Genomic DNA, 20,903 nt, shown 5'->3' on the forward strand with positions numbered 1-20,903 from the left:
CCGATCCTGGGGCTTGACCGAGGGGCAAGGTAAAGCGTGGTGTCCCGGACATCCGGAGAGTTACCCTGCGTCCGGTCCGTCCGTCCGCCTTCCACCAGGAGCTCCGCCGTGTCCCGCACCCCCAGGATCGCCCTGGTCACCTACCGTCCCCGCCCCGGCGGGGTGACCGATCCCGACCTCCCGGCGATGCTCGACGCGCTGACCGCGGCGGGCGCGGCCGGACAGGCGGTGGCGTGGGACGACCCCGGGGCCGACTGGGCCTCCTTCGACCTCGCCGTGGTCCGCTCCACCTGGGACTACACGCAGCGGGTCACCGAGTTCCTCGCCTGGGCCGACCGCTGCGCCACGCTGACCCGGCTGGTCAACCCCGCGCCGGTGCTCCGCTGGAACAGCGACAAGCGCTACCTGGACGACCTCGCCCGCGCGGACGTGCCCGTGGTCCCCACCCGCTTCGTCCCGCCCGGCGCGGAACCCGGCTTCCCCGACGGTCCGTTCGTCGTCAAGCCCACCTGGGGCGCGGGCGCGCGGTACGCGGCGCGGTACGAGGACGGCGGCGCGGGGGCCGTGCGGCGGGCCCGGGAGCAGGTCTCGCGGATGCACGCGGAAGGGCTCACCGCGATGGTCCAGCCCTATATGCGGGCCATCGAGACGACCGGGGAGCGGGCCCTGGTCCATATCGGGGGGACCTTCCACCACGCGATACGGAAGGGGGCCGTCCTGGAGGCCGGGGCGGCCTTCGACGCGGCCAAGACCGCGCATCCCGGGGTGCGGGGGTGGACGCCGGGCCCGGCGGAGCTGGCGGTGGCGCGGCGGGCGCTGGCGGCTGTCCCCCTCTCGGGGGCGCCTGTCTACGCTCGGGTGGATCTCGTCGACGGGGACGACGGGGTGCCCCGGGTCATGGAGCTGGAGCTGATCGAGCCGAACCTGTTCCTCGGCCTCCACCCCGAGACGGCGTCGGCCCTGGCGAAGTCCCTCACGGGGTGCGTCGCCTGAGGTCCGCCGTGGCCGGCCCACTTGTTCCTGTACGGGAGTTCCCGCGGGTCGCCTTCGCTTGCGCTTCCTAGGTCTGTCCGGCTGGGCGTACTTCGTTCGTGTGCCGTCGTTCGTGGGGTGCGCAGTTCCCCGCGCCCCTGGATGCTGCCCCTTCGGGTTTGTTCGTCGGGTGCGGGTCGGCCCTCGTTTTCGCGCAGTTCCCCGCGCCCCTTTGGGGCGCGTCCGGCCGGTTCTTGGGGTCGGTGCCGGTCGGGATTCTCCGTCCTCGCTCCAACGCGCTCGGTACGACGTGTCCTTGCCGGACTGAAGAGCATCGGAGTCTGCGGGCAGAGATTCCCGCCCACCCCCTCCCGCAGCAGCGCGACTGCGAGAGGAGGGTGGTTCGACCCCGCCCGGCCCGGAGCCTGACCACACCCGCAGACTGAGAACAGCCCCAGGTAGGCGCCCCTTCAGGGGCGCGGGGAACTGCGCAAAGACGAGAACCGGCCCGCACTCGACGGACAACACCAGCCAGGCAGCGCCCCGACAGGGGCGCGGGGAACTGCGCGAAACCACCGAGCGACGGCACCGGAAACAAGTACGCCCACCCGGACAAACCTCAGAAGCGCAAGCGAAGGCGACCCGCGGGGAACTGCGCGAGCAACCAAGGACCACCCGCAGCCGAACGGGAACCGTAAGGGGCGCGACCTCAGGGGCGCGGGGAACTGCGCGAAACCACCGAGCGACGGCACAGGAAACAAGTACGCCCAGCACACGAAACCCAGGGGCGCGAGGAACTGCGCACCCCACGAGCGACGGCACCGGAACAAGCGCGCCCACCCGGACGGACCTCACAAGCGCAAGCGAAGGCGACCCGCGGGGAACTGCGCACCCACGAACGACCTGTGCGGGAACAAGTGCGCCCAGCACAGGAACCCAAGGGGTACCAGGGGAAGGGTCACCCGGGGGAGATCCGCTGGAGGAGGCCCCACGTGAACTCCGCTGTGTACGCATAGGGCGCACCGCTCGCGGTGAACGCCAGTCCCCACCGCCCGGGCGCCGACCCCTGCAAAGGCCGCGCCGGCGGGAACGCCGAGGCGACCTCGTCGACGGTCACCGACCAGGGCACGAGGTCACCGACCCCCCGCAGCACGGGCCCCGCACACCCCGGCGCCCGTACGAGCCACTCGTTCCACACCGCCCCACCGGGCCCCGTCAGCACCTCGAACCGCAGGTCCGGCCACAACGGCACCGGCCACAGCAGCGCCTCGCACTCCAGGTCCCCGACCCGCCGGGCGGACCGCGACTCGGGCGGCCCCAGCACCGACCGGTAACGCCCGGCGGCCCCCCGCCCCCGCGGGGACCGGGACATCGCCTGCCACCGCCGGTTCGCCTCGCGCATCTCCGTGACGGACACCCCGAGCGTCCGTCGCGCGTCCGCCACCAGATCCGGTTGGTGGTCGGCCATCCTCCGCAGCAGCACCAGCTGGAACTCCAGCGGACCGAACGGGGCACCGGGCACGGACGGGGTACGGGGCATGTCCCCATCGTGCCGCACCGGCGCCGGGGAACCGCTCAGCCGTCCGCCGGGGCCCCGGCCGTGAACCGCTCGTGCTCCGCGTCCGTCACCGCCGTCCCCGATGCGGGCAGCAACTGCGGCACCCCGTCCACCACCGGGTACAGCCGCCGCAGCCGCGGGTTGTACAGGGCCGTCCCGGGGGCGCCCCCCTCGGGACCGACCAGACGCAGCGCGCCCTTGTCCAGCGGGCACACGAGAAGGTCGAGCAGCGGATCGTCAGGACTCATGGGGGTCAGCTCCTTGCGGTCGGACACGGCGGGGTCGGGGTCGGGACGGCGGGACGGTCGGGTACGGCGGGACCGGGCGGGGAGTCGTGCTTCGGCATCGCGAGGAGGACCGACACCGCGAGGACCGTCCCCGCGACCCGCAACGCGAGCCGTACCGGATCACCGGGCAGCGCCTCACCGAACGCGAGGGTCCCGAGGACGGCCGAGAACACACAGGACACCGTGGTGCACACGGGCACGATCAGGGACGCCCGGCAGCGCTGGAGCGCCGCCTGCGACATGATCAGCCCGAACACCCCGGTGCACAGCAGCAGATAGGGATACGGCGAGCCGAGCAGCCCGAGCAGCGCCCCGCCCGGTGCCCGCGCGAGGTCCGGCAGATGCCCGGAGACCCCTTTGATCGCCAGCGAGCTGACCCCGTAGAGCAGCCCGACGGCGACCCCGTACTCGACACCGGCCGTCGGCATCCGGTGCCGCCGTCCGGCCCGCCGTTCGGTCACCGCGTACAGCCCGAGGCCCGCCGCGAGCGTGGGCACGCACACCAGCAGGATCACCCCGGCCGGGGCCCCCGCGCCCACCGCCTCCGCCGACCCGGCGCCGTGCGGCAGCGACAGCACGACCATCAGCAGCGCCAGCAGGATCGCCCCGATCGCGTACCGCTCACGCCCCGAGGTCTCCTCACCGAGGACCCGCGACGACAGCAGCAGGAGCAGTACGAGCCCCGACACGAAGATGCCCTGCGCGGCGGCGATCGGCAGCGTCCGGTACACGGCGAGCTGCGCGCCGAACCCGGCGGCCAGCGCCAGCGCGCCGCCGATCCACAGCGGACTGCGCAGCACCAGCCACAGCAGCCGCACCGGTTCGCGCACACTCACCGCGGGCAGCCGCGCGAGCGCCCGTTTCTCCAGCACGAACCCGGTGCTGTAGAGCACGTTCGCGAGCAGCGCGGCGGCCACCCCCCACCCCACGGCTACGTCCTTCGCGCGTGCAGCAGCAGGATCGAGGAGAGGGACGGCGCCGCGCAGGCCAGCCGGTCCAGGCCGCGCAGCGGACGCGGCACCCCGTGGAACGGGGCGCCCGCGAGCCGGACCACCTCGAAACCGGACGCCGCGACGAACTCCCGCAGCGCGCGTGCCGTGTAGAGCCGCAGATGACCGACGACCTCCCGGCCGGGCCGCCCATGGATGCCCCGCAGGCTGACCTCGGAGAACACGGGCTGCACCCCCGCGAGGAGCAGCGCCCGGTTGTACCAGGCGGCCAGGTTCGGGGTGGACAGCATCAGATGCCCGCCGGGCCGCAGCACCCGGCGCAGCTCGTCCAGGGCGCTGTCGGGGTCGACGAGGTGCTCGATGACCTCGCTGAACAGCACGGCGTCCGCCGAGCCGGAGCGCAGCGGCAGCCCCCCGTCGGTGAGTTCGCCGCGTACGACGTCCGTGAGGTGGGCGCGGGCCCGGCGCAGCGCGTCCTGCGACCAGTCGACGCCGATGACCCGGTGCCCGGCCAGCAGCGGCGCCGCGGTCCGCGCCGCGGTGCCGTCGCCGCAGCCCACGTCCAGGACCACGGCCGGGCGTCCGGCGGCGGGGCCGAGGGCGGCGGCCAGCATCCGCGCCTGCCGCAGACTGCGGGCGTCCCCCGACGCGACGGGCACCCCCGGGTCCTCGTAGAAGTCCCGCAGTCCGCGCGGCGCGCTGCCGTCCCCGCCCCGTCCGTCGTCCGCCGCCCGGTCACCGGTCCCCGTGCCGTCCCGCGTGGTCCGTGTCATCGGGTCCCCTCCCGCGCCCCGTCCCCGGCCACCGGGGGCCGGGTCAGGTCCAGATACCGCTCGAACAGTTCCCGCAGCCGCGCGCCGTCCGCGTCCCCGAGCAGCGCCGTCGACCAGCGCAGCACCACATGCAGCCGTCCGGCGGTGGAGGCGACGGTCACCGTGAACCCCCGGGGCATCCGCGCGGGCGCGGAGATCCACAGCGCGTCGGACCGGCCGGCGTCACCGAAGTCCAGCGGGTAGGGCACCCGTCCGATGTTGCTCACCAGGGTGGTGGACATCCAGGGCGTCAGCGCGCGGCGCAGCAGCCGGGTGACGGCCGCCCGCCAGAGCACCGGGAGCACCGGCGCGGTCAGCAGCGTCGCCCCGCGCCCGAGTTGCGGCCGCTCCGCCGCCTTCAGCGCGCGGGTACGGTCCGCGGTCCGCGTCAGCAGTCCGCGCACCGCCGCCGGGTGCCACTCGTCGCCGCCCCAGGCGGCGGGCCGCAGTTCCGCGGCGGTGAACGGCACCTCGACCAGCCGGGTGCCGTTCCCGATCGGCATCCCGGGCCCGCGCGGCCGGTCGTCCACCGGCATGGTGATCCGCACCGGGCGCGGCCGTTCCCCCCGCGTCCGGTTCCAGTGCGCCACGGTGAGCGCGGTGGCCACCATCAGCTGGTCGTTCACGGTGTACGGGGCGCCGGGCGGGCGGCGCGGGACATCGAGGTCGAGGACGAGCATCCCGTTGCCGGGGCCGGACGCCCCGGCGGGCCGGGCCGGGGTGCCGGGGGCCAGCCGGGCGGGCCGCGCCCAGGGGGAGGGGCCCGGCGCCGGGTCGGCCGGGCCCGGCCCGGGGGCGTGCCGGGCCGGGACGGGCGGGGACGACGCGTCGTCACCGGCGCCGCCGTACAGCCCGGCGGCGGTCGCGAGGACACGGATACCGGCCGGACCGTCCAGCGCGGTGTGGTTGAGCGTCAGGAAGAGCACCGTCCCGCCGGGCCGCGCGGGGTCCTCGACCGCCTCCAGCCGGATCGGCGGGGACGCCGACAGCGGGGGTGCCGTCGCGAGGGCACGGGCCCTCGCCCGCTCCAGCGCGCCGGGTCCCGGCGCGGGGAACGTCACCACCTCCGTGTCGGGACCGTCCGTCAGCTCCCAGTTGTAGCGCCGCCGGTACCAGGGGCCCGGCGCCTCCCGCATCAAGGCGCGCGGGTGGCGCCGCAGGGCCTCGCCGAACGCCCGCCGCAGCCGTTCCGGGTCGGGCCGCCCCGGCAGCCGCACCTCGATATGGACGGTGTCCGGCTCCGTCTTGTGGACGCAGTGCCGCGACACCTCGTCGACGACGGGGAAGGGCACCCGGACCGGGCCCGCCGGTGCGGCGGGCCGGGCCGGGCCGTCCACAGCGGTCACCGAGCGCCCCCGCCCGCGTCCCGTGCCCCGGAGCCGGGCCCCCGCGCGGTGACGGTCCGCCCGTCCCGGCCGTCCTGCCCGGCCGTACGCTTCGCCTCGTCCGGCCCGTCCGCCCCGTCCGCTCGACCCGCCCCGGACGTTCCCGCAGGTGCGGCAGGTGCGGCAGGTGCGGCAGGTGCGGCAGGTGCGGTCGGAGCCGCGTCCGAACCTGCGGGGACGGCCGAAGCGGAACCCTGACCGGCAGGACCGGCAGGACGCGCGGTCGGCGTCCCCGCCGGCGCGGGCTGCACCGCGGGCGCCCCGTACGGCTGCGCCGGAAGCACCGCCGTACCCGTGGGACCGGCCGCCGCCGGACCGGCGGTACGGCGGCGGTGTCCGCCGCCGCCCCCGCCGACCGTCACCAGCGACGCGAACAGCGCGATCAGCGCCAGCACCTGCGCGAGCGGGCCGAACGACCCCTCGCCCGCCGCCGGAGCCTCGCCCGCGCCGGTCGCCGCCACGACACCCGCGGCCGTCATCGATACGAACGCGATCGGCACCAGCAGGGTGTGACGGCGCAGCGCGAGTACCGCCAGGAACGGGACGAGCAGGGCGAACCAGCCCGCGATCACCACGGCCACCAGGGTCAGCGCGACCGTGCCGAGAAGGGTCCCCGGACCGTTCACCGCCGCCGACGGGCCGTGCGGGTTCTCCTCCTGGCGGCGCCACAGCACCAGACCGACCAGACCGAGCAGCGCGGCGAACCCGACGACCAGCCCGATCTCGTACGTCCGCGCGGGCTCGTAACTCAGGGTGACCTTGCCGCCCTCGCCCTCGGGGACGCGGAAGCCCTGCTGCCAGCCGTCGAGCCGGACCGAGGTCAGCTCCTTGCCGTCGAGGGTCGCCTTCCAGCCCTCGTTGACGTTCTCGTACGTCGTCAGGTACGACTCCGCGCCGGAGCCGACGGTGAGCTGACGGCGGTCGCCGAGCCAGTCGTCGACCTTCAGCTCACGTGTGGCCGTCGCGGGTGCGGCGGCCTCGCCCCGGGTGAGGGTCGCCGCGGTGACGGCCAGCGGACCCTCGTCGCCCGCCTCCAGGGTGTGCGTGCCCGTGCCGAGTGTGAGTTCCGCGTCCGGCTCGTCCCGCTGGCACAGCGTCACGTCGACGGGCCGCCGTTCCACCAGGTCCTGGACGACGCCCTTGGCGCTCGTCGCGTGGAGGACCCCGTCGATCGCGACCGCCGGACCCTCGCCGCACTCCAGGGTGAAGCTCCGCCCGTCGGACGGCCGTTCGGTGCGGTAGCCGTCGGGCTCCAGCGCGGGGACGGTGATCTCCGTCAGGCCGACCGGCAGCCGCAGATCGTCACCGGCGACCGGGTTGTGCAGGGTGACCTCGGAGGTGGCGGTCACCCTGATCTCCAGCTCATCGGTGGTGATCGGGTCGAAACGCACCCAGCCGTTGTCGTCCACGTTCGCGATCGCCGCGCCGTCCGGCGAACTGATCTCGACCTTCGTCGGGCGGGCCGACAGGCCGCCCGCGCCGGTCAGCACCAGCCGGTCCACCGGCCGCTTGTCCCGCCAGGCCAGCCGGACCACCGGCTCGTCCCCGGCGATCCACGCGGTCGTCAGATCCCCGTCGGTGAGATTGCGCGCCGACAGCTGCGCGCCGAGGCGCGCGGTGGAGGCGGCCGTCGCGACGACCTGGTTGCGGGGCCGCTCGGTGCCCGCCCCGTACAGCAGCTTGTCCAGCGCCTCACCGGGGACCGGCACCGCGCTCATCCTGACCTGGTGCGCCCCGCCGTCGGAGGTGGTGAAGGAGCGGTGCAGCCCCGACTCCGTACCGGCGGGGGACAGCCCGCCCGGGTCGGCCGTCCGGTGCAGCGACACCGTCTCGGCGCCCGCGCGGGTGGCGTTCTCGGCGTCCGTGGGCAGCTTCAGCATCCGGGTCACCGACACATCCGGGATCTCGATCTCCGAGAAACCGGCACCGGTCAGCCCGGGGCCGCCCGACTCGGTCTCCACGATCGTGATCCTCAGCCAGTCCGTCCCACCCGGCGGGGACTTGATGTCCTGGGGCTTCCCGTTGGCGCGCAGCGGACTCGTCTCGCTGCCGCGCTCGGTCTCCACCCGCACCTTCGTCGGCGCGGCCCGGGTCCCGTTCTGCGGCAGCGGGGTGACCGTCAGCGAGGACGGCATCTCCGTCGTTCCCTCGAACGCGATCCGCAGCCACTCACCGGCCGCGTCCCCCGAGGTGCCCACGGCCCACGCGGTGTCCGGGTTCCCGTCGAACGCGTTCACCGGGTCGTACTGCGGCAGATGGAACAGCCAGTTGCCGCTGGACGACGCGGTCACCGCGCGGGCGCCCCGCAGTTCGGCGACCGTCTGATGCCGGACACCGCTCTTCGGCAGGATCTGGTGCGGCTCGTCACCCGGGTCCTGCACACTCCCGGAGTGGTTCCGCTCGTCCTCGGTGTACGTGTACGAGGTGTTGGTGTTCACCAGGCCGAAGCGGGTGTCGGCGCGCCGCAGCCCGTCCCCGACCACCTGGAGCGCGGGCTTGTCGACGCCCGGGTGCCCGTCACCGGTCAGGACCGTCGGACGGTCGCGCAGCGACGGGTCGCCCGACAGCGGCAGCAGCGTCTCCGGTCCGCCGGACACCACGGCCGTGTCGGCGGCGGCGTAGATCCCCGCCTGGCCGGGCCGCTTCGTACCGGCCGCCGGCTCGTAGATCTCCACCGCGCGCTGCTGGGCGAACAGCCCCTCGACCTGGAGGGGGGTGTCGTCCGCGATCCGCCCGCCGGTCATCACCGGGCCGAAGCCCTCGACGCGCTCGTACCCGGACTGCTCCAGGGTCCGCTTCACCGTCGTCGTCGGGACGTATCCGATCTGGTCGGGGTCCAGGTCGTTGCGGACGACGACATGGTGCAGCCCCGCCCGGCTCAGGAAGTCCCGCAGCCCCGGTACCTCGGCACCGGTCAGCAGCGCCTGCTCCACGGCGTCCATCGCCCGCCGGTTGCCCGCCGTCCCGAACGGGACGTAGTCGCGCTGCGCCCAGCGGGACTTGGCGAGCACGTCCAGCGGCTGGTCGATGGGGGAGCCCCACGTGTAGACGCCGTGCGCGGTCGCGGGCACCACCAGCGCCCGGCTGTCCGGGGTGTTCTTCTCCAGCCAGCCCGCCGTGGTCTCCCAGTAATCGGGCAGCTTCTGGAACGAACCCGGCTGGAGGATCGAGCCGTTGACGTACGGCAGCGCGAGACCCGGCACCACGAGCACCGCGGCGACCGCGGGCGCCCAGCGGCGGCCCCGCACCGGCCGCGCCCCGTGCTCACGCACCGCGACGGCCAGCAGATGCGTCAGACCCAGCACCAGCGCGAGCGCGAGGCCCGTCTGGAACTTGTAGATGTTGCGGAACGGCACCAGCACACCGTCCAGCAGATCCTGCACGAAGCCGTGGAACGGACCGCCGAACGTGCCGCCGTACCCGGCCAGGGTCAGCAGCGCCACCGTCAGCACCGTCAGCGTCAGCCAGCGCCGCTCCGGCACGTCCCGGCGGGCCAGCCCCGCGAGACCCAGCGCGGCGGCGACCGCCGACGCCACGATCACCAGCACCGACGACGCGACACTCCACCCGGCGGGCAGCCACGGCTCACCGAAGTTCAGATACGCGACCCAGTTCCCGGCGCCGCGCAGCGCCTCCGTCGCGGCCATCGTGTCGGTGGTGACCCGGGAGGTCTCCACGTACGGCAGGAAGTTCTCGCCGTACACCCCGAGCAGCAGCAGCGGGACCACCCACCACAGGGTCGCCAGCAGCACCCCCGGCACCCACCACAGGATCAGCGCCCGCCGCCGCGGACCGCGCGGCCGGGTCAGCAGATACAGCGCCACCGGCAGCAGCGACGCCAGCGTCGACGCCGCGTTCACCCCGCCCATGCACACCACGAGCAGCGCGGAACGCAAGGCCGCGACCCGCGCGCTGTACCGGTCGTCGACCAGCGGCAGCAGCACCCACGGCAGCAGCGCGCCGGGCAGCGCCGCCGCCGACGTGGAACCGACGACGATCGTGTACGTCGGCCACAGCGCGTACACCGCCGCGCCCAGCAGCCGCGTCGAGCGGTTGCCCACGGCGAGGCGTTCCATGAGCCGCAGCGCGCCCCAGAACGCGGCCGTCACCACGATCGACAGCCACAGCCGCTCCGCGAGCCACACCGGGAGCTGCGCCAGATCGGCGAGCCCGTAGTAGGGGAGCATCGGGAACGCGTAGCCGATGTACTGGTCGGTGAGCGTGCCGAAGCCCGCCCGGTCCTGCCACAACTGGCCGAGGTCGCCGAGGAACTGCCAGGGGTCGACCGTGACCCCGAGCTTGGTGTCGAACGTCATCCGTCCTGGTGACACCACCAGGAACAGCGTGAACACCACGGCCCAGAAACCGGCGAGCCACCGGCGCGACCGGGGCACCCCGGGAGGGCCTTCGGTGGTGCTGGTGGTGCGCGGGGCGGCCGGAGGGGGAGCCTGGGCCGCCGGGGCCGTACTGGTCATGGACACCGCCTGAGGATGAGGAGAAGGTTCCAGGTGGCGAATTCCCGCAGGCCCGGCACCCGGGTCACCGCACCGGCCAGGAACGGCCAGTAGCGGGACCGGGCGGACACCACGGTGACATCGGTCCGCGCCCTCACCTGGCGCAGCGTCGGACCTACGTGCACGGCGAAGAGGTTCTCGCCGAGGATGTGCTTGGCGGGGCGGCCGGAGCGCCGCTCGTAGCGGTCCCGCGCCCGGCGGGCGCCCAGATAGTGCCAGGGCGCCCCCTCGTGACCGCCCCACGGGGAGAGCCAGTTGGTGAACGAGACATAGATCAGCCCGCCGGGGCGGGTGACGCGGACCATCTCACTGAGGAAGGTCTGCGGATCGTCCACGTGCTCCAGGACGTTCGAGGAGAAACACACATCGGCGGTGCCGTCCGCGAGCGGCAGCAGATAGCCGTCCGCGACGACCGCGCCCTCGGGCGGGGAGCCGCCCAGTTCCCGGGGGTCCGGCTCGAACAGCGCCGCACACGCGCCGCGCCGCCGGAACTCCCGGGTGAAGTACCCGCCGCCACCGCCGATGTCGACGACGGTCCGCCCGTCGAGCGGCCCGCCGTACGCCTCGACCTGGTCGGCGGCGTCCTGGGCGAGCAGGGTGTAGCACGCCTCGGGGTCGTCCTGTTCCCGCAGGAACGCGCGGAACAGCGCGGCCGACCGCCGGAAGGAGGGGTCCTTCCGCCACGGCCGCCGCGGACCGTCCGCGGGGCGCGCCGGGGGGCGGCCCGCACCGGTACGGCCGACTCTTGGACCAGGGGCTTGCATCGGACCTCACTTCCGCCGGGACGGCGGTGCGCCGCCCTCGTCGGCACCCGGGACCCGGGCGGACGCAGGGACGGACAGGGGAGCGGGGACGGGGGCCGCGGACGCCGCGGACAGGGGTGTCCGCGCGGCGGGCACGGTGGGGACGGGTACGGGGGCGGCGGATACGGGCGCGGGTGCGGCGGGCACGGGTGCGGGTGCGGGTGCGGCGGTCAGGACCGTGCCGCCGGACGGGGCGGACCCACCGGACCGGGACCGGACGGGCCCACCGCTCGGAACCGGCCCACCGCTCGGAACCGGCCCGCCGCTCGGGACCGGCCCGCCGGACGGGATTCGTGCGGCGGGTACGGTCGCCACCGGTACGGGGGCGGGGATCGGCGCGGACGCCGTCACGGGGGCGGGGCGCTGTCCGGTCGCGGCCTCCACGGCCACGTCCCGGAACGCGCGCACCGTGTTCGCCCACGTGTAACCGGCGGCCCGCTCACGCGCGGCGGCGCCCATCGACGCCCGCCGCCGCTCGCTGAGGGCCAGCGAGCACCAGGCGGCGGCGAACGAGCTCTCGCCCCGGGCGAGCACCCCGGTCACCCCGTCGTCGACGGAGTCCCGCAGCCCGGGTACGTCGAAGCCGACGGTCGGGGTCGAGCACATCGCCGCCTCGGTGACCACCAGCCCCCAGCCCTCGACGGCCGAGGGATGCAGCAACAGCCAGGCCGCGCACAGCAGACGGTGCTTCTCCGCCTCCGTGACATGTCCGGCGAACTCGACCCCGGGACCGGCCATCCGTTCCAGCCGGGCGCGTTCGGGGCCGTCCCCGACGATGACGAGCCGGCCGCCGGTCACCAGCCGGACCCGCTCCCACAGCCGCAGCAGCAGATCGATCCGTTTGTACTCGACGAGCCGTCCCATCGCGAGGAACAACGGCTCACCGGAGCGCGGGAGTTGGGGTCCCGGTTCCTCGACCCCGTTGTGGACGACCCGGACGCGGTCGCGTTCCACGCCGATGGCGCCCAGCGCGTCGGCGGTGGAGGACGACACGGCGACCATCAGATTGCGCCGCTGGCCCTCCCGCAGCGCCCAGTGCTCCAGCTTGCGGCCGAGCCGTCCGGCCGGGGCGAGGGGACCCCCGCCGAAGCGCATGTCCCACAGATCGGTGTGGACGTGGTTGACCAGACAGAGGGTGGGACCCCGGTGCCAGAGCGGCGCCAGGTAGGGCATGCCGTTGCACACCTCGACCAGCAGATCGCAGTCACCGACCTGGCGGGCCAGGGTCCGGCGGGCCCGCAGATAGTGACCGAGGTCGCCGCCCGCCGACACGACCCGGTAGTCGCGGCGGGCGGCCGGCCCGCCGCACACCAGGGTCACCTGGTGCCCGAGCCGGGTGAGGCCGTCGGCGAGTTTGTCGACGAGCAGTTCGGAGCCCCCGGCGGCCGGGTTGCCGAGGTCACGACGGGTGAGGAACACGATGCGGCGGGGCGTTGCGGGCGGCGCCGCCGGTGGCTGCGCGGACCGCGGTGCGGCCGTGCGCGGCGAAGCGGGCACGTGCTGGGGCATGTGGTGCTCCAACTCGTCTCGGGGTGAGCAACCGTGGGGACGGTCGACGAACGGGGTCGGTGCGGTGCGGTGGTGGTGCGGTGGTGGTGGTGCGGTGCGGTGCGGTCGTGAGCGGTGCGGGTGGTGCGGTGGTGCCGTGCCGTGCCGTGCTGAGAGGTGCGGTGACGGGCGGTGGTTCGCGGTCCGGCGGGTTCGCCGTTTCTGTGCGGTGCATGACACCGCGGTGCCGGGACCGCGCCCCGGGGGGAAGAGGGTGCGGCGCGGTCCCGGCACCGGTCGGGTACTCCGAGCGGTACGTCCGAGCGGTACGGGTGGGGATGGGCGGTACGGGTGGAGAGGAGCGGGCGGTGCGGCGCGGTACGGAACGCCGGACGCCGTACGGGAAACGGCGAGGGCGGTCGGTACGGGTCGCACCGAGGTCACGGAACGGTTCGGAACGGGGCGAGCGGACCCCGGTACGGGACGGGGTCGTGCTCGAATGTGCTGGGGTGCTGCACGGATGGTGTTGGGTGGGATGGACAGTTTTCGCCCAGCCGTTCGCTGCGGCTACTCACCGAGGTGACAAGTTCGGCACCTGTTACCCCCCGTACCCCCTCAGCTGGGTGACAGTTCGGCCGCCGGAGCCGCCCCGTCGTCCTTCCGGCGCCCCCGGACGACGAGCACCGTGCCCGCGGCGGCGAGCAGCAGGCCCAGCACCCCCGCCCCCACCGGCACCGTCAGCCCCACCAGGACCAGCCTGCGTCCGTCCGCGGCGGCCAGCTCGACCTGCTTCTTCTGGGTGTCCTTCGTGAACGCGATGCGCTCGCTCTCCAGCAGCACCACCTCGTCGGTGTCCCCGCCGGGCGCCCGCAGCGTCTTGCGGGGGCCGATCGCCGCGAACAGGATGCGGCCCGTGCGCTGGTCGGCGACCAGTTCGATGCCGTGGTTGGCGTACCACTCCTCGGCCAGCACCTGGCCCCGCGCGGGCTGCCCGACGAGCATTCCGGGCACCTGCCGTGTGCCGGTCTTCACCGCGTCGACCTTCGCCGTGAACCGGTATCCCTCATGGCCCTGGATCTTCTTCGTGCCCTGGTAGGCGAGCTGCACGGTCCCGCCGAGCGTGTTGTCCCACCAGCTGTACGAGCGCTTCTCCACGCCGAACGGGAACTTCAGATACGCCTCGCCCTCGAAATAGGGGCTCTCCTCGCAGCAGTGGACCGGACGGTTGGTCTTCCGGTCGGTCACCCAGCGTTCCAGCGTCCACTGGAGCGCGTCGTGCGGATCGGCGGCCGGCAGCGAGGCGTCCGTGTCGACGCTCGTCGCGACGTCCCAGATGGCCCGGCCGCTCTTCTCGCTGTCGGCCACGTCGCCGCGCACCTTACGGGTGATGGTGAGCGGTGTGCCCTTGACGGTCTTGACCTTCTTCGTATCGAAGTAGCTGCCCTGACCTGCGAAGACAGTGGTGACGTCGGTGTCGATGGGGGTGCGCTGGGCACGGGGTTCCACGTACCAGGCGAGCATCGCGGCGAGCACCAGCAGGAAGGTGCCTGCGCCGAGCAGGACGAGGGACAGGGGTGAGGCGGTACGTCGCATCCGGGCACTCCAGGGGAGGGGTCGGGACAGCTCGACACGGTGAGGTGGATCGAAGGAGGACGCCGTCACGAGGTGACGGAGCGTGAGCGCGCGGCGAGGAAAAGCGAGGGCGCGTTATGGGCCGGGAACCGTAGGCGCACCCTTGACTAGGTGTCAATGCTTGTCGAGACTGACCCCAGCCGGACGGGACCGGCACGCGTCGCCACAGGACGGCCGATGGCCCTCAAGCCTGTGACCAGCGGCGCACAGCGTACGGATCATGGATCGTGTGGATCTTCCAGGGTGGGGACGACCTTTCGACCGGAGAGGCTGGACCCAGCACATGCCCAGACTGCTCGCCGCCACGATCACCGTCGTGGTCGCCGCCGCCCTAGCCGCGGGCACCGCCGTCGGTGTCGTGGCACTGCTCGACGCCACCCCCGAACAGCCCAACACCCCGCTCGTGACGTACGAGACGGCCCCGCAGGAGCGCTGACCCGTGGCCGTCGTCCCCTCCCCGTCCCCGGCTCGCCGGGGCACCCCCGGACCACCGGGCGCACCGGCCGGCCCCGTGCCGCCCGGCCCCGGCCCGCACCCCGGGGGACCGCTGTCGGCCTGGCACGACGTGCCCCGGACCCAGGTGCGGCAGTTCGCCGCGCTCGCCATGGCCGAGGTGCCCGTCCTCGCCGAGGAGATCCTCGGCGAGATCCGCCGTGAGTACCCCCATCTGCCCGTCATCCTCGACGACTCCGGCGAGCCCAAGTCCCTCGTCGGCATCCGCCGCGCCATCGAGGTCTTCGTCCAGCATCTGGATTCCCCCGAGGACCGGCCCCGGGTCCATCCCGAGGTCTTCCAGGACTTCGGCCGCGGCGAGGGACTCGGCGGGCGCACCCTCGACTCGCTCCAGGCGATCTACCGGATGGGCGTCCGGCTCGCGTGGCGCCGCCTCGCGGAGATCGGCCAGCGCGTCGACATCCCGCCGCCCGCCATGTACGAACTCGCCGACGCGGGCTACGAGTACCTCGACGGACTCGTCGACCAGTCGGTGCGGGGCTACGCGGAGGCCGCCGCCCGGCAGGCGGGGGAGCGGCTGCGGCTCCAGCGCAAGCTGATGGAACTCCTGCTCGCCGAACGCGTCCGTTCCCCGGCCGGCCCCGAGGCCGCGCACGGCCCGCACGGACCGCCCGAGTTCGCCGTCGCCCTCGCGGAGCGCGCCGCGCGGATCGGCTGGCCGCTGCCCACGACGGTCGCCGCGGGTGTGCTGCTGCGGCCCGCGCGGGAAGCGGTGGCGCCGGCCGTCGGCCAGGGCGTGCTGCTGGACATGGAGGCGGAACTGCCCCGGGTGGTCGTGCCCGAACCGGACGCGGCGGGCCGCCCGGAACTGCTGCGCCGGGCGATGACCGGCTGGTCCGGCGCGATCGGTCCGCCGGTGCCGCTGGTCGACGCGGCGAAGTCGCTGCGCTGGGCCGAGGCGGCCGTCCGGCTGATGGAACGCGGACTGCTGCCCACCGGGGAGGTGCTGCTGTGCACGGAGCACACCCAGGCCCTGGTGCTGCTCCAGCCCGAGGAACTGATCGACGACCTCGCCCGCCGGGCCCTCGCCCCGCTCGCCGACTGCGGTCGCACCCATGGGCGGCGGCTCGCGGAGACCCTGCTCGCCTGGCTGGAGACCCGGGGCGGCGCCCCCGAGGTCGCCGGCCGGCTCGGCGTCCATCCGCAGACCGTGCGCTACCGGCTGCGGCAGATCAGGGAGCTGTGGGGCGACGAGATCGACGACCCGGACCGCCGGTTCGAACTCGAACTCGTCCTGCGCGCGCAGCGGTTGCGCGGCGAACTCGGCACCTGGACCTGACGCCCGGCCCGCGTTCCGGCCCGCGCCCCGGCCCGTGTTCCCGCCTGGGCTCCGACCCCGGCTCCGACCCCGGCTCCGGGCTCCGGTGAACGCCGGGCGCCCGGCGCGCGTATCAGGGGGCGGCCCGTGACCCCCCGGCACGGGCCGCTCAGACGAGACCGCTCCCGCCGGCCTGACCGATCAGGCCGGTCGGACCGGTCAGACCGTTCGGAGCAGTCTGACCCGGCGGACCCGGCGGACCGGTCAGACCGGGAGCATCCGGCGCAGCAGATCGCGCAGGGCGAGCCGTTCGGCGTCGGAGAGCGCGGCGAGGGGTTCCCGGGCGAAGTCCAGGGAGTCGCGCAGGACGCGGGCGAGCCGCTGCCCCTCGGGGGTGGCGGCCGCCAGCTTCACCCGCCGGTCGTCGGGGTCCGCGCGGCGTTCCACCAGCCCGCGGACCTCCAGCCGGTCCACGATGCCGGTGATGTTCGACGGTTCGCACTTGAGGCTCTCCGCGACCCGGCGCATCGGCAGCGGCCCGAGCGACAGCAGCGCGAGCGTCCTGGCCTGCACCCCGGTCAGCGCGTGCCGCCCGGCGACCTCCTCGTACTCCTCGTGGTACCGCGCGACGACGGCGCCGATCAGTTCGACGACCTCCAGGGTCAGCGGATCGACGGGCGGGGTGCGGTGCTCGGTGGCCATGCGGATCAGGTTACCCCGATACTTGACATCATGAAATATTAAGACAAGTATTTGTTTCAGAATATGAAGTTTCACCATGTGAAGTACGGCCCGTGCGGTACCGCGCATGACGTACCGCACACGGCGTACCGCGTGGAGCGCGGTGTGTGCCCGACCGGCAGCGCGCGTCCGACCGCCCGACCCAGGAGGAGAGTCCCCCCATGACCGCCACCCCCACCACCTCCCGTGAATGGCTGCTGCTCAGCCGCCCGCACGGCTGGCCGCAGCCCTCCGACTTCGCCCTGCGCGAGACGGAGATCCCCGAGCCCGGCCCCGGACAGGTCGTGGTGCGCAACCTCCATCTCTCGGTCGACCCCTATATGCGGGGCCGGATGAACGCCGTGAAGACCTACGTCGACCCGTACGAGCTGGACCGGCCGATGCTGGGCGGCGCGGTCGGCGAGGTCATCGCCTCCCGGGACGAGGGCGTCGAGGTCGGTGACCACGTCCTGCACTTCCTCGGCTGGCGGGAGTACGCGGTGTTCGACGCGAGCCACGCCGTCAAGGTCGACCCCGGCCTCGCCCCGCTCAGCACCTACCTCGGTGTGCTCGGCATGACCGGTCTCACCGCGTACGCGGGACTGCTCCGCGTCGCCGCGCTCCAGGAGGGCGACACCGTCTTCGTCTCCGGCGCGGCCGGGGCCGTCGGCTCCCAGGTCGGCCAGATCGCCCGGCTCAAGGGCGCGGGCCGGGTCATCGGCTCCGCGGGCTCCGACGACAAGGTCCGCCTCCTCACCGAGGAGTACGGGTTCGACGCCGCGTTCAACTACAAGAACGGCCCCGTCCACGAGCAGCTGAAGGCCGCGGCGCCCGACGGCGTCGACGTCTACTTCGACAATGTCGGCGGCGACCACCTCGAAGCGGCGATCGGCAGCCTCAACCGGGACGGCCGTATCGCGATCTGCGGAGCGATCTCCGTCTACAACGACACCGAGGCGTCCCCCGGCCCCCGCAACCTCGCCCGGCTGATCCAGACCCGGGGCCGTATCCAGGGCTTCCTCGTCGGCGACCACTACGACCTCCAGCCGGAGTTCGTCCAGGAGGTCGGCGGCTGGGTGCGGTCCGGGGAGCTGAAGTACCGCGAGACCGTCGTCCACGGCATCGAGAACACGCTGGAGGCGTTCCTCGGGGTACTGCGCGGCGACAACACGGGCAAGATGATCGTCACCCTCGACAGCTGACCGGGCCCGCCCGTCACAGCACCGACACGACCGTCACAGTGTTCTGACGGCCGCGTCGCGGCCGTCAGGACCCCCGCCCCGCCCCGGGTATCGTGCGCCTATGCGTGATCTTGGGGTGGGGTTCAAGTATTTGGTGAGCGGGCAGCGCTGGGTCGCCGCCCACGGCAAGGCGTTCGGCCTCGGACTGATACCGGGACTCGTGACGCTCGTCCTCTACGCGGGTGCCCTGGTGGGCCTGTTCCTGTGGGGCGACGACTTCGTGGGCTGGGCGACCCCGTTCGCCGACGACTGGGGCTCGCCCTGGCTCGGCCTGTTCCGCGGCTTCCTGACGGCCCTGCTCTTCGGGCTGTCGCTGCTGCTGGCCGTCGTCACCTTCACCGCCGTGACGCTGCTCATCGGCCAGCCCTTCTACGAGGAGCTGTCCGAGCAGGTCGACCGGGACGTGTCCCCCGACGGGACCGCTCCCGTGTCCGACCTGCCGCTGTGGAAGGAACTGTGGATCTCCGCGCGGGACAGTCTGCGGATCGTGGCCCGCGCCGCGGTGTGGGGCGTGCTGCTGTTCGGCCTCGGGTTCATCCCGGTCGTCGGGCAGACGCTGATCCCCGTGATCGGGTTCCTCGTCACCGGCTTCTTCCTCGCGGAGGAGCTGACCGCGGTCGCGCTTCAGCGGCGCCGCATCAATGTCCGTACGCGTCTTCAGATGCTGCGGGACCGCCGCATGATGGTCTGGGGCTTCGGTACGCCGCTGGCGCTGGCCTTCCTCGTGCCGTTCGTCGCGGTGTTCCTGATGCCCGGGGCGGTCGCGGGGGCGACGATGATGGCACGGGACCTGATGGGCGAGGACCAGAAGCCGTCCGGCTCGGTGGCGGACGCGGACGCGGCGTAGTCCTCGCTTCTGAGGTCTGTCCGGGTGGGCGCGATTGTTCCTGTGCCGTCGTTCGTGGGTTTCGCGCAGTTCCCCGCGCCCCTTTGGGGCGCGTTCTGTCTGTTCTTCGGGTCGGTGCCGGTCGGGATTCTCCGTCCTCGCTCCAACGCGCTCGGTCGGACGTACATGTGGTCCTACTGAAGAGCATCGGAGTCTGCGGGCAGAGATTCCCGCCCACCCCCTCCCGCAGCCGAGCGACTGCACGAGGAGGGGGGTCCAACCGCAGCCCCGGTTGATGCTGGCCCGCAGCCTGACGACAGCCCCAGGGGGCGCCCCCGAAGGGGCGCGGGGAACTGCGCGAAGACGAGGGCGACCCGCACTCTAGGAGCGACCGCAAGGGGGCAGCATCCAGGGGCGCGGGGAACTGCGCACCCACGGGCAACCCGCACGGGGACAGGTACGCCCAGGTGGGGAACCCCAGAGGCGCGAGCGAAGGCGACCCGCACGGGGACAGGTACGCCCAGCTGAAGGAACCTAGGGGCGCGGGGAACTGCGGACCGCGACCGTCAGGACCGTGCGGATCTGGGACACGATGTCGACGCGGTTGCGCACATGCCCGGGATCGCTCACCACCCCGGCCACGGGATCCGTGTTACCCGCCCCGAACTCCAGCACGGGCGTGTGCAGATGCCCCACCGGCAGCCCCGCCGGACCGAACCGGTCCCGCAGCAGCGTCGCCCGGTACGCGATCTCGTTGGACAGATAGTTGCCCCCGCCCCCGGCCCGCGCCGTGGACCCCGCCGTCGGCCCGTCCGCCCGGTCCACCGCCGCCGTACCCCCGAGCGGGATCTCCGTCACGGACGTGTTGTCCCGTACCGGGAACCGCCCGGTCGGCGCGGCCACGATCGCCGCGTACGGCAGGCTGCTGGACGACCACTGCGGCTGGACGCCGGTCAGCCCGGCGACCGGCACGGTCTCCGTACGGGAGACGTTGGCGTTGTCGGGGAAGCCCCCGCGCCATGCCCCGTTGGTCCGCTCCACGTCGAAGCGGCCCACCCGGCCCTGGCTGATGGTGGTCAGCAGATCGATGTCGTCGAGATGGGGCCCGAGCGTCCGCTCGACCTCACCGTCCGCGAAGTCCTGCCAGCGCACCGGGAACAGCGCGGTCTCGATCCGCGCGGGCCCCCGCGCGGTCCGGATCACCGTGCCGTCCAGGGCGAGCGCGGCGGCGCCCGAAGGATTGCTGATCCGGATGTCGCGGTCGAGGGTGAACGGGTCGAACCCGGTCACCAGTATCCGCAGCGGCGCCCCCGCCCCGCGCCGGTCACCGTCCCGTTCCGGGAAACGGAGGGAGTCCTGCCCCCGGGACACCGTCTCCAGCAGCTCGACGAGCCGCGCCCGCCGCTCCCCGCCCAGCTCGAACCCAGGCTGCCAGGAGCGCAGTTCCCGGCTCATCGCCAGCCGCGCCCAGTACAGCGGCCGGTCGTCGTCCCGGCTCAGGTCCCCCCGTACCGGGCCCCGGCCCTGCGCCCGGTCCACCGCGCGGTCCCACAGCGCCGAGCCGTGCCGGTCGACGGCCCGCCGCGCCTCGCCGTAGGAGTCCGCGGAGGCCAGCGCACGGCCGAACGCGGGGGTGAGCGCGGCAAATCCGGAGCGCCGCAGGATCTCCTGCGGCACGGCCCGGTCGAGCCGCCGTTCCTCGGCCGTCGGGGTGCCGATGTCCGCGCCGGCCGCCGGGGCGGCCGTCGCGGGGGAGCCGGTGAGGCCGAGCAGGAGTGCTGCCGCGAGCGCCACCGTACGTGTCGCCGTCCGTGTCGAACCGTGCACGTGAGACCTCCGTTGCCTGTGGGGTGGAGTGAGTATCGCGGTACGGGAGTTCCCCGCACCAGCCCCACAAGTTCCCGCACCAGCCCCCCAGGCCCCCGGGGACGGCATCCAGGTCCC

15 protein-coding genes and 1 pseudogene are annotated in these 20,903 nt (G+C 73.8%); 5 read left to right on the forward strand and 11 right to left on the reverse strand.

Annotation, left to right across the window (positions count from 1 at the left end; all coding sequences use genetic code 11):
* The first annotated feature begins 108 nt into the window (after positions 1-108).
* A complete protein-coding gene (locus tag OG711_RS27460) occupies positions 109-993 on the forward strand; it encodes an ATP-grasp domain-containing protein (protein WP_073793559.1) in 885 nt (294 codons plus the stop codon).
* Between the two features lie 937 nt (positions 994-1,930).
* Here OG711_RS27460 and OG711_RS27465 read toward each other — a convergent pair.
* The 9 genes and pseudogenes from OG711_RS27465 to OG711_RS27505 form a co-directional block, all read right to left on the reverse strand.
* A complete protein-coding gene (locus OG711_RS27465) occupies positions 1,931-2,512 on the reverse strand; it encodes a hypothetical protein (protein ID WP_073793558.1) in 582 nt (193 codons plus the stop codon).
* Between the two features lie 35 nt (positions 2,513-2,547).
* Positions 2,548-2,778, reverse strand: a complete 231-nt coding sequence (locus tag OG711_RS27470; RefSeq protein WP_073793557.1) for a Trm112 family protein — start codon at positions 2,776-2,778, stop codon at positions 2,548-2,550.
* 5 nt (positions 2,779-2,783) lie between these two features.
* Positions 2,784-3,734, reverse strand: a complete 951-nt coding sequence (locus OG711_RS27475) for a hypothetical protein (RefSeq protein WP_329564073.1) — start codon at positions 3,732-3,734, stop codon at positions 2,784-2,786.
* Between the two features lie 14 nt (positions 3,735-3,748).
* Positions 3,749-4,540: a class I SAM-dependent methyltransferase gene (locus OG711_RS27480; protein WP_245876988.1), complete on the reverse strand. Its 792-nt coding sequence runs from the start codon at positions 4,538-4,540 to the stop codon at positions 3,749-3,751.
* Entirely contained in the window at positions 4,537-5,925 is a 1,389-nt protein-coding gene (locus OG711_RS27485) for a condensation protein (protein WP_329561081.1), read from the reverse strand. Before OG711_RS27485 ends, OG711_RS27480 begins: the two co-directional genes overlap by 4 nt.
* Complete coding sequence (locus OG711_RS27490; RefSeq protein WP_329561083.1) at positions 5,922-10,439, reverse strand: alpha-(1->3)-arabinofuranosyltransferase domain-containing protein; 4,518 nt, start codon at positions 10,437-10,439, stop codon at positions 5,922-5,924. The genes OG711_RS27485 and OG711_RS27490 overlap by 4 nt, the downstream gene beginning before the upstream one ends.
* Positions 10,436-11,242 (reverse strand): class I SAM-dependent methyltransferase, encoded by an 807-nt coding sequence (locus tag OG711_RS27495; RefSeq protein ID WP_073793555.1) that lies wholly within the window; start codon positions 11,240-11,242, stop codon positions 10,436-10,438. The genes OG711_RS27490 and OG711_RS27495 overlap by 4 nt, the downstream gene beginning before the upstream one ends.
* Positions 11,243-11,638: 396 nt before the next feature.
* A pseudogene (locus OG711_RS27500) lies at positions 11,639-12,790 on the reverse strand (glycosyltransferase family 4 protein); the annotation flags it as partial.
* Positions 12,791-13,384: 594 nt separating this feature from the next.
* On the reverse strand, positions 13,385-14,362 hold the full coding sequence (locus OG711_RS27505; RefSeq protein ID WP_329561085.1) for a DUF3068 domain-containing protein: 978 nt from the start codon (positions 14,360-14,362) through the stop codon (positions 13,385-13,387).
* A 322-nt stretch (positions 14,363-14,684) separates the two neighbouring features.
* Between OG711_RS27505 and OG711_RS27510 the strand changes: the two genes are divergently transcribed.
* Positions 14,685-14,837, forward strand: coding sequence for a hypothetical protein (locus OG711_RS27510; protein ID WP_178391163.1), 153 nt, complete (start codon positions 14,685-14,687; stop codon positions 14,835-14,837).
* A gap of 75 nt (positions 14,838-14,912) precedes the next feature.
* The gene (locus OG711_RS27515) at positions 14,913-16,193 is read left to right on the forward strand and encodes a helix-turn-helix domain-containing protein (protein WP_329564075.1); all 1,281 of its coding nucleotides are present in this window, start codon (positions 14,913-14,915) and stop codon (positions 16,191-16,193) included.
* Positions 16,194-16,436: 243 nt separating this feature from the next.
* Here OG711_RS27515 and OG711_RS27520 read toward each other — a convergent pair whose 3' ends face one another.
* The gene (locus tag OG711_RS27520; RefSeq protein WP_073793553.1) at positions 16,437-16,874 is read right to left on the reverse strand and encodes a MarR family winged helix-turn-helix transcriptional regulator; all 438 of its coding nucleotides are present in this window, start codon (positions 16,872-16,874) and stop codon (positions 16,437-16,439) included.
* Positions 16,875-17,074: 200 nt separating this feature from the next.
* On the opposite strand from OG711_RS27520, the gene OG711_RS27525 reads away from it, so the two are divergent.
* Complete coding sequence (locus tag OG711_RS27525; protein WP_329561089.1) at positions 17,075-18,094, forward strand: NADP-dependent oxidoreductase; 1,020 nt, start codon at positions 17,075-17,077, stop codon at positions 18,092-18,094.
* A gap of 100 nt (positions 18,095-18,194) precedes the next feature.
* On the forward strand, positions 18,195-18,980 hold the full coding sequence (locus OG711_RS27530; RefSeq protein WP_329561091.1) for an EI24 domain-containing protein: 786 nt from the start codon (positions 18,195-18,197) through the stop codon (positions 18,978-18,980).
* A gap of 513 nt (positions 18,981-19,493) precedes the next feature.
* Here the strand turns inward: OG711_RS27530 and OG711_RS27535 are convergent.
* Entirely contained in the window at positions 19,494-20,786 is a 1,293-nt protein-coding gene (locus tag OG711_RS27535; RefSeq protein WP_329561094.1) for a pyroglutamyl peptidase, read from the reverse strand.
* Positions 20,787-20,903 lie beyond the last annotated feature (117 nt).

It is taken from the genome of Streptomyces uncialis, from assembly GCF_036250755.1.
In the GTDB taxonomy this organism is placed as follows: Bacteria; Actinomycetota; Actinomycetes; order Streptomycetales; family Streptomycetaceae; genus Streptomyces; species Streptomyces uncialis.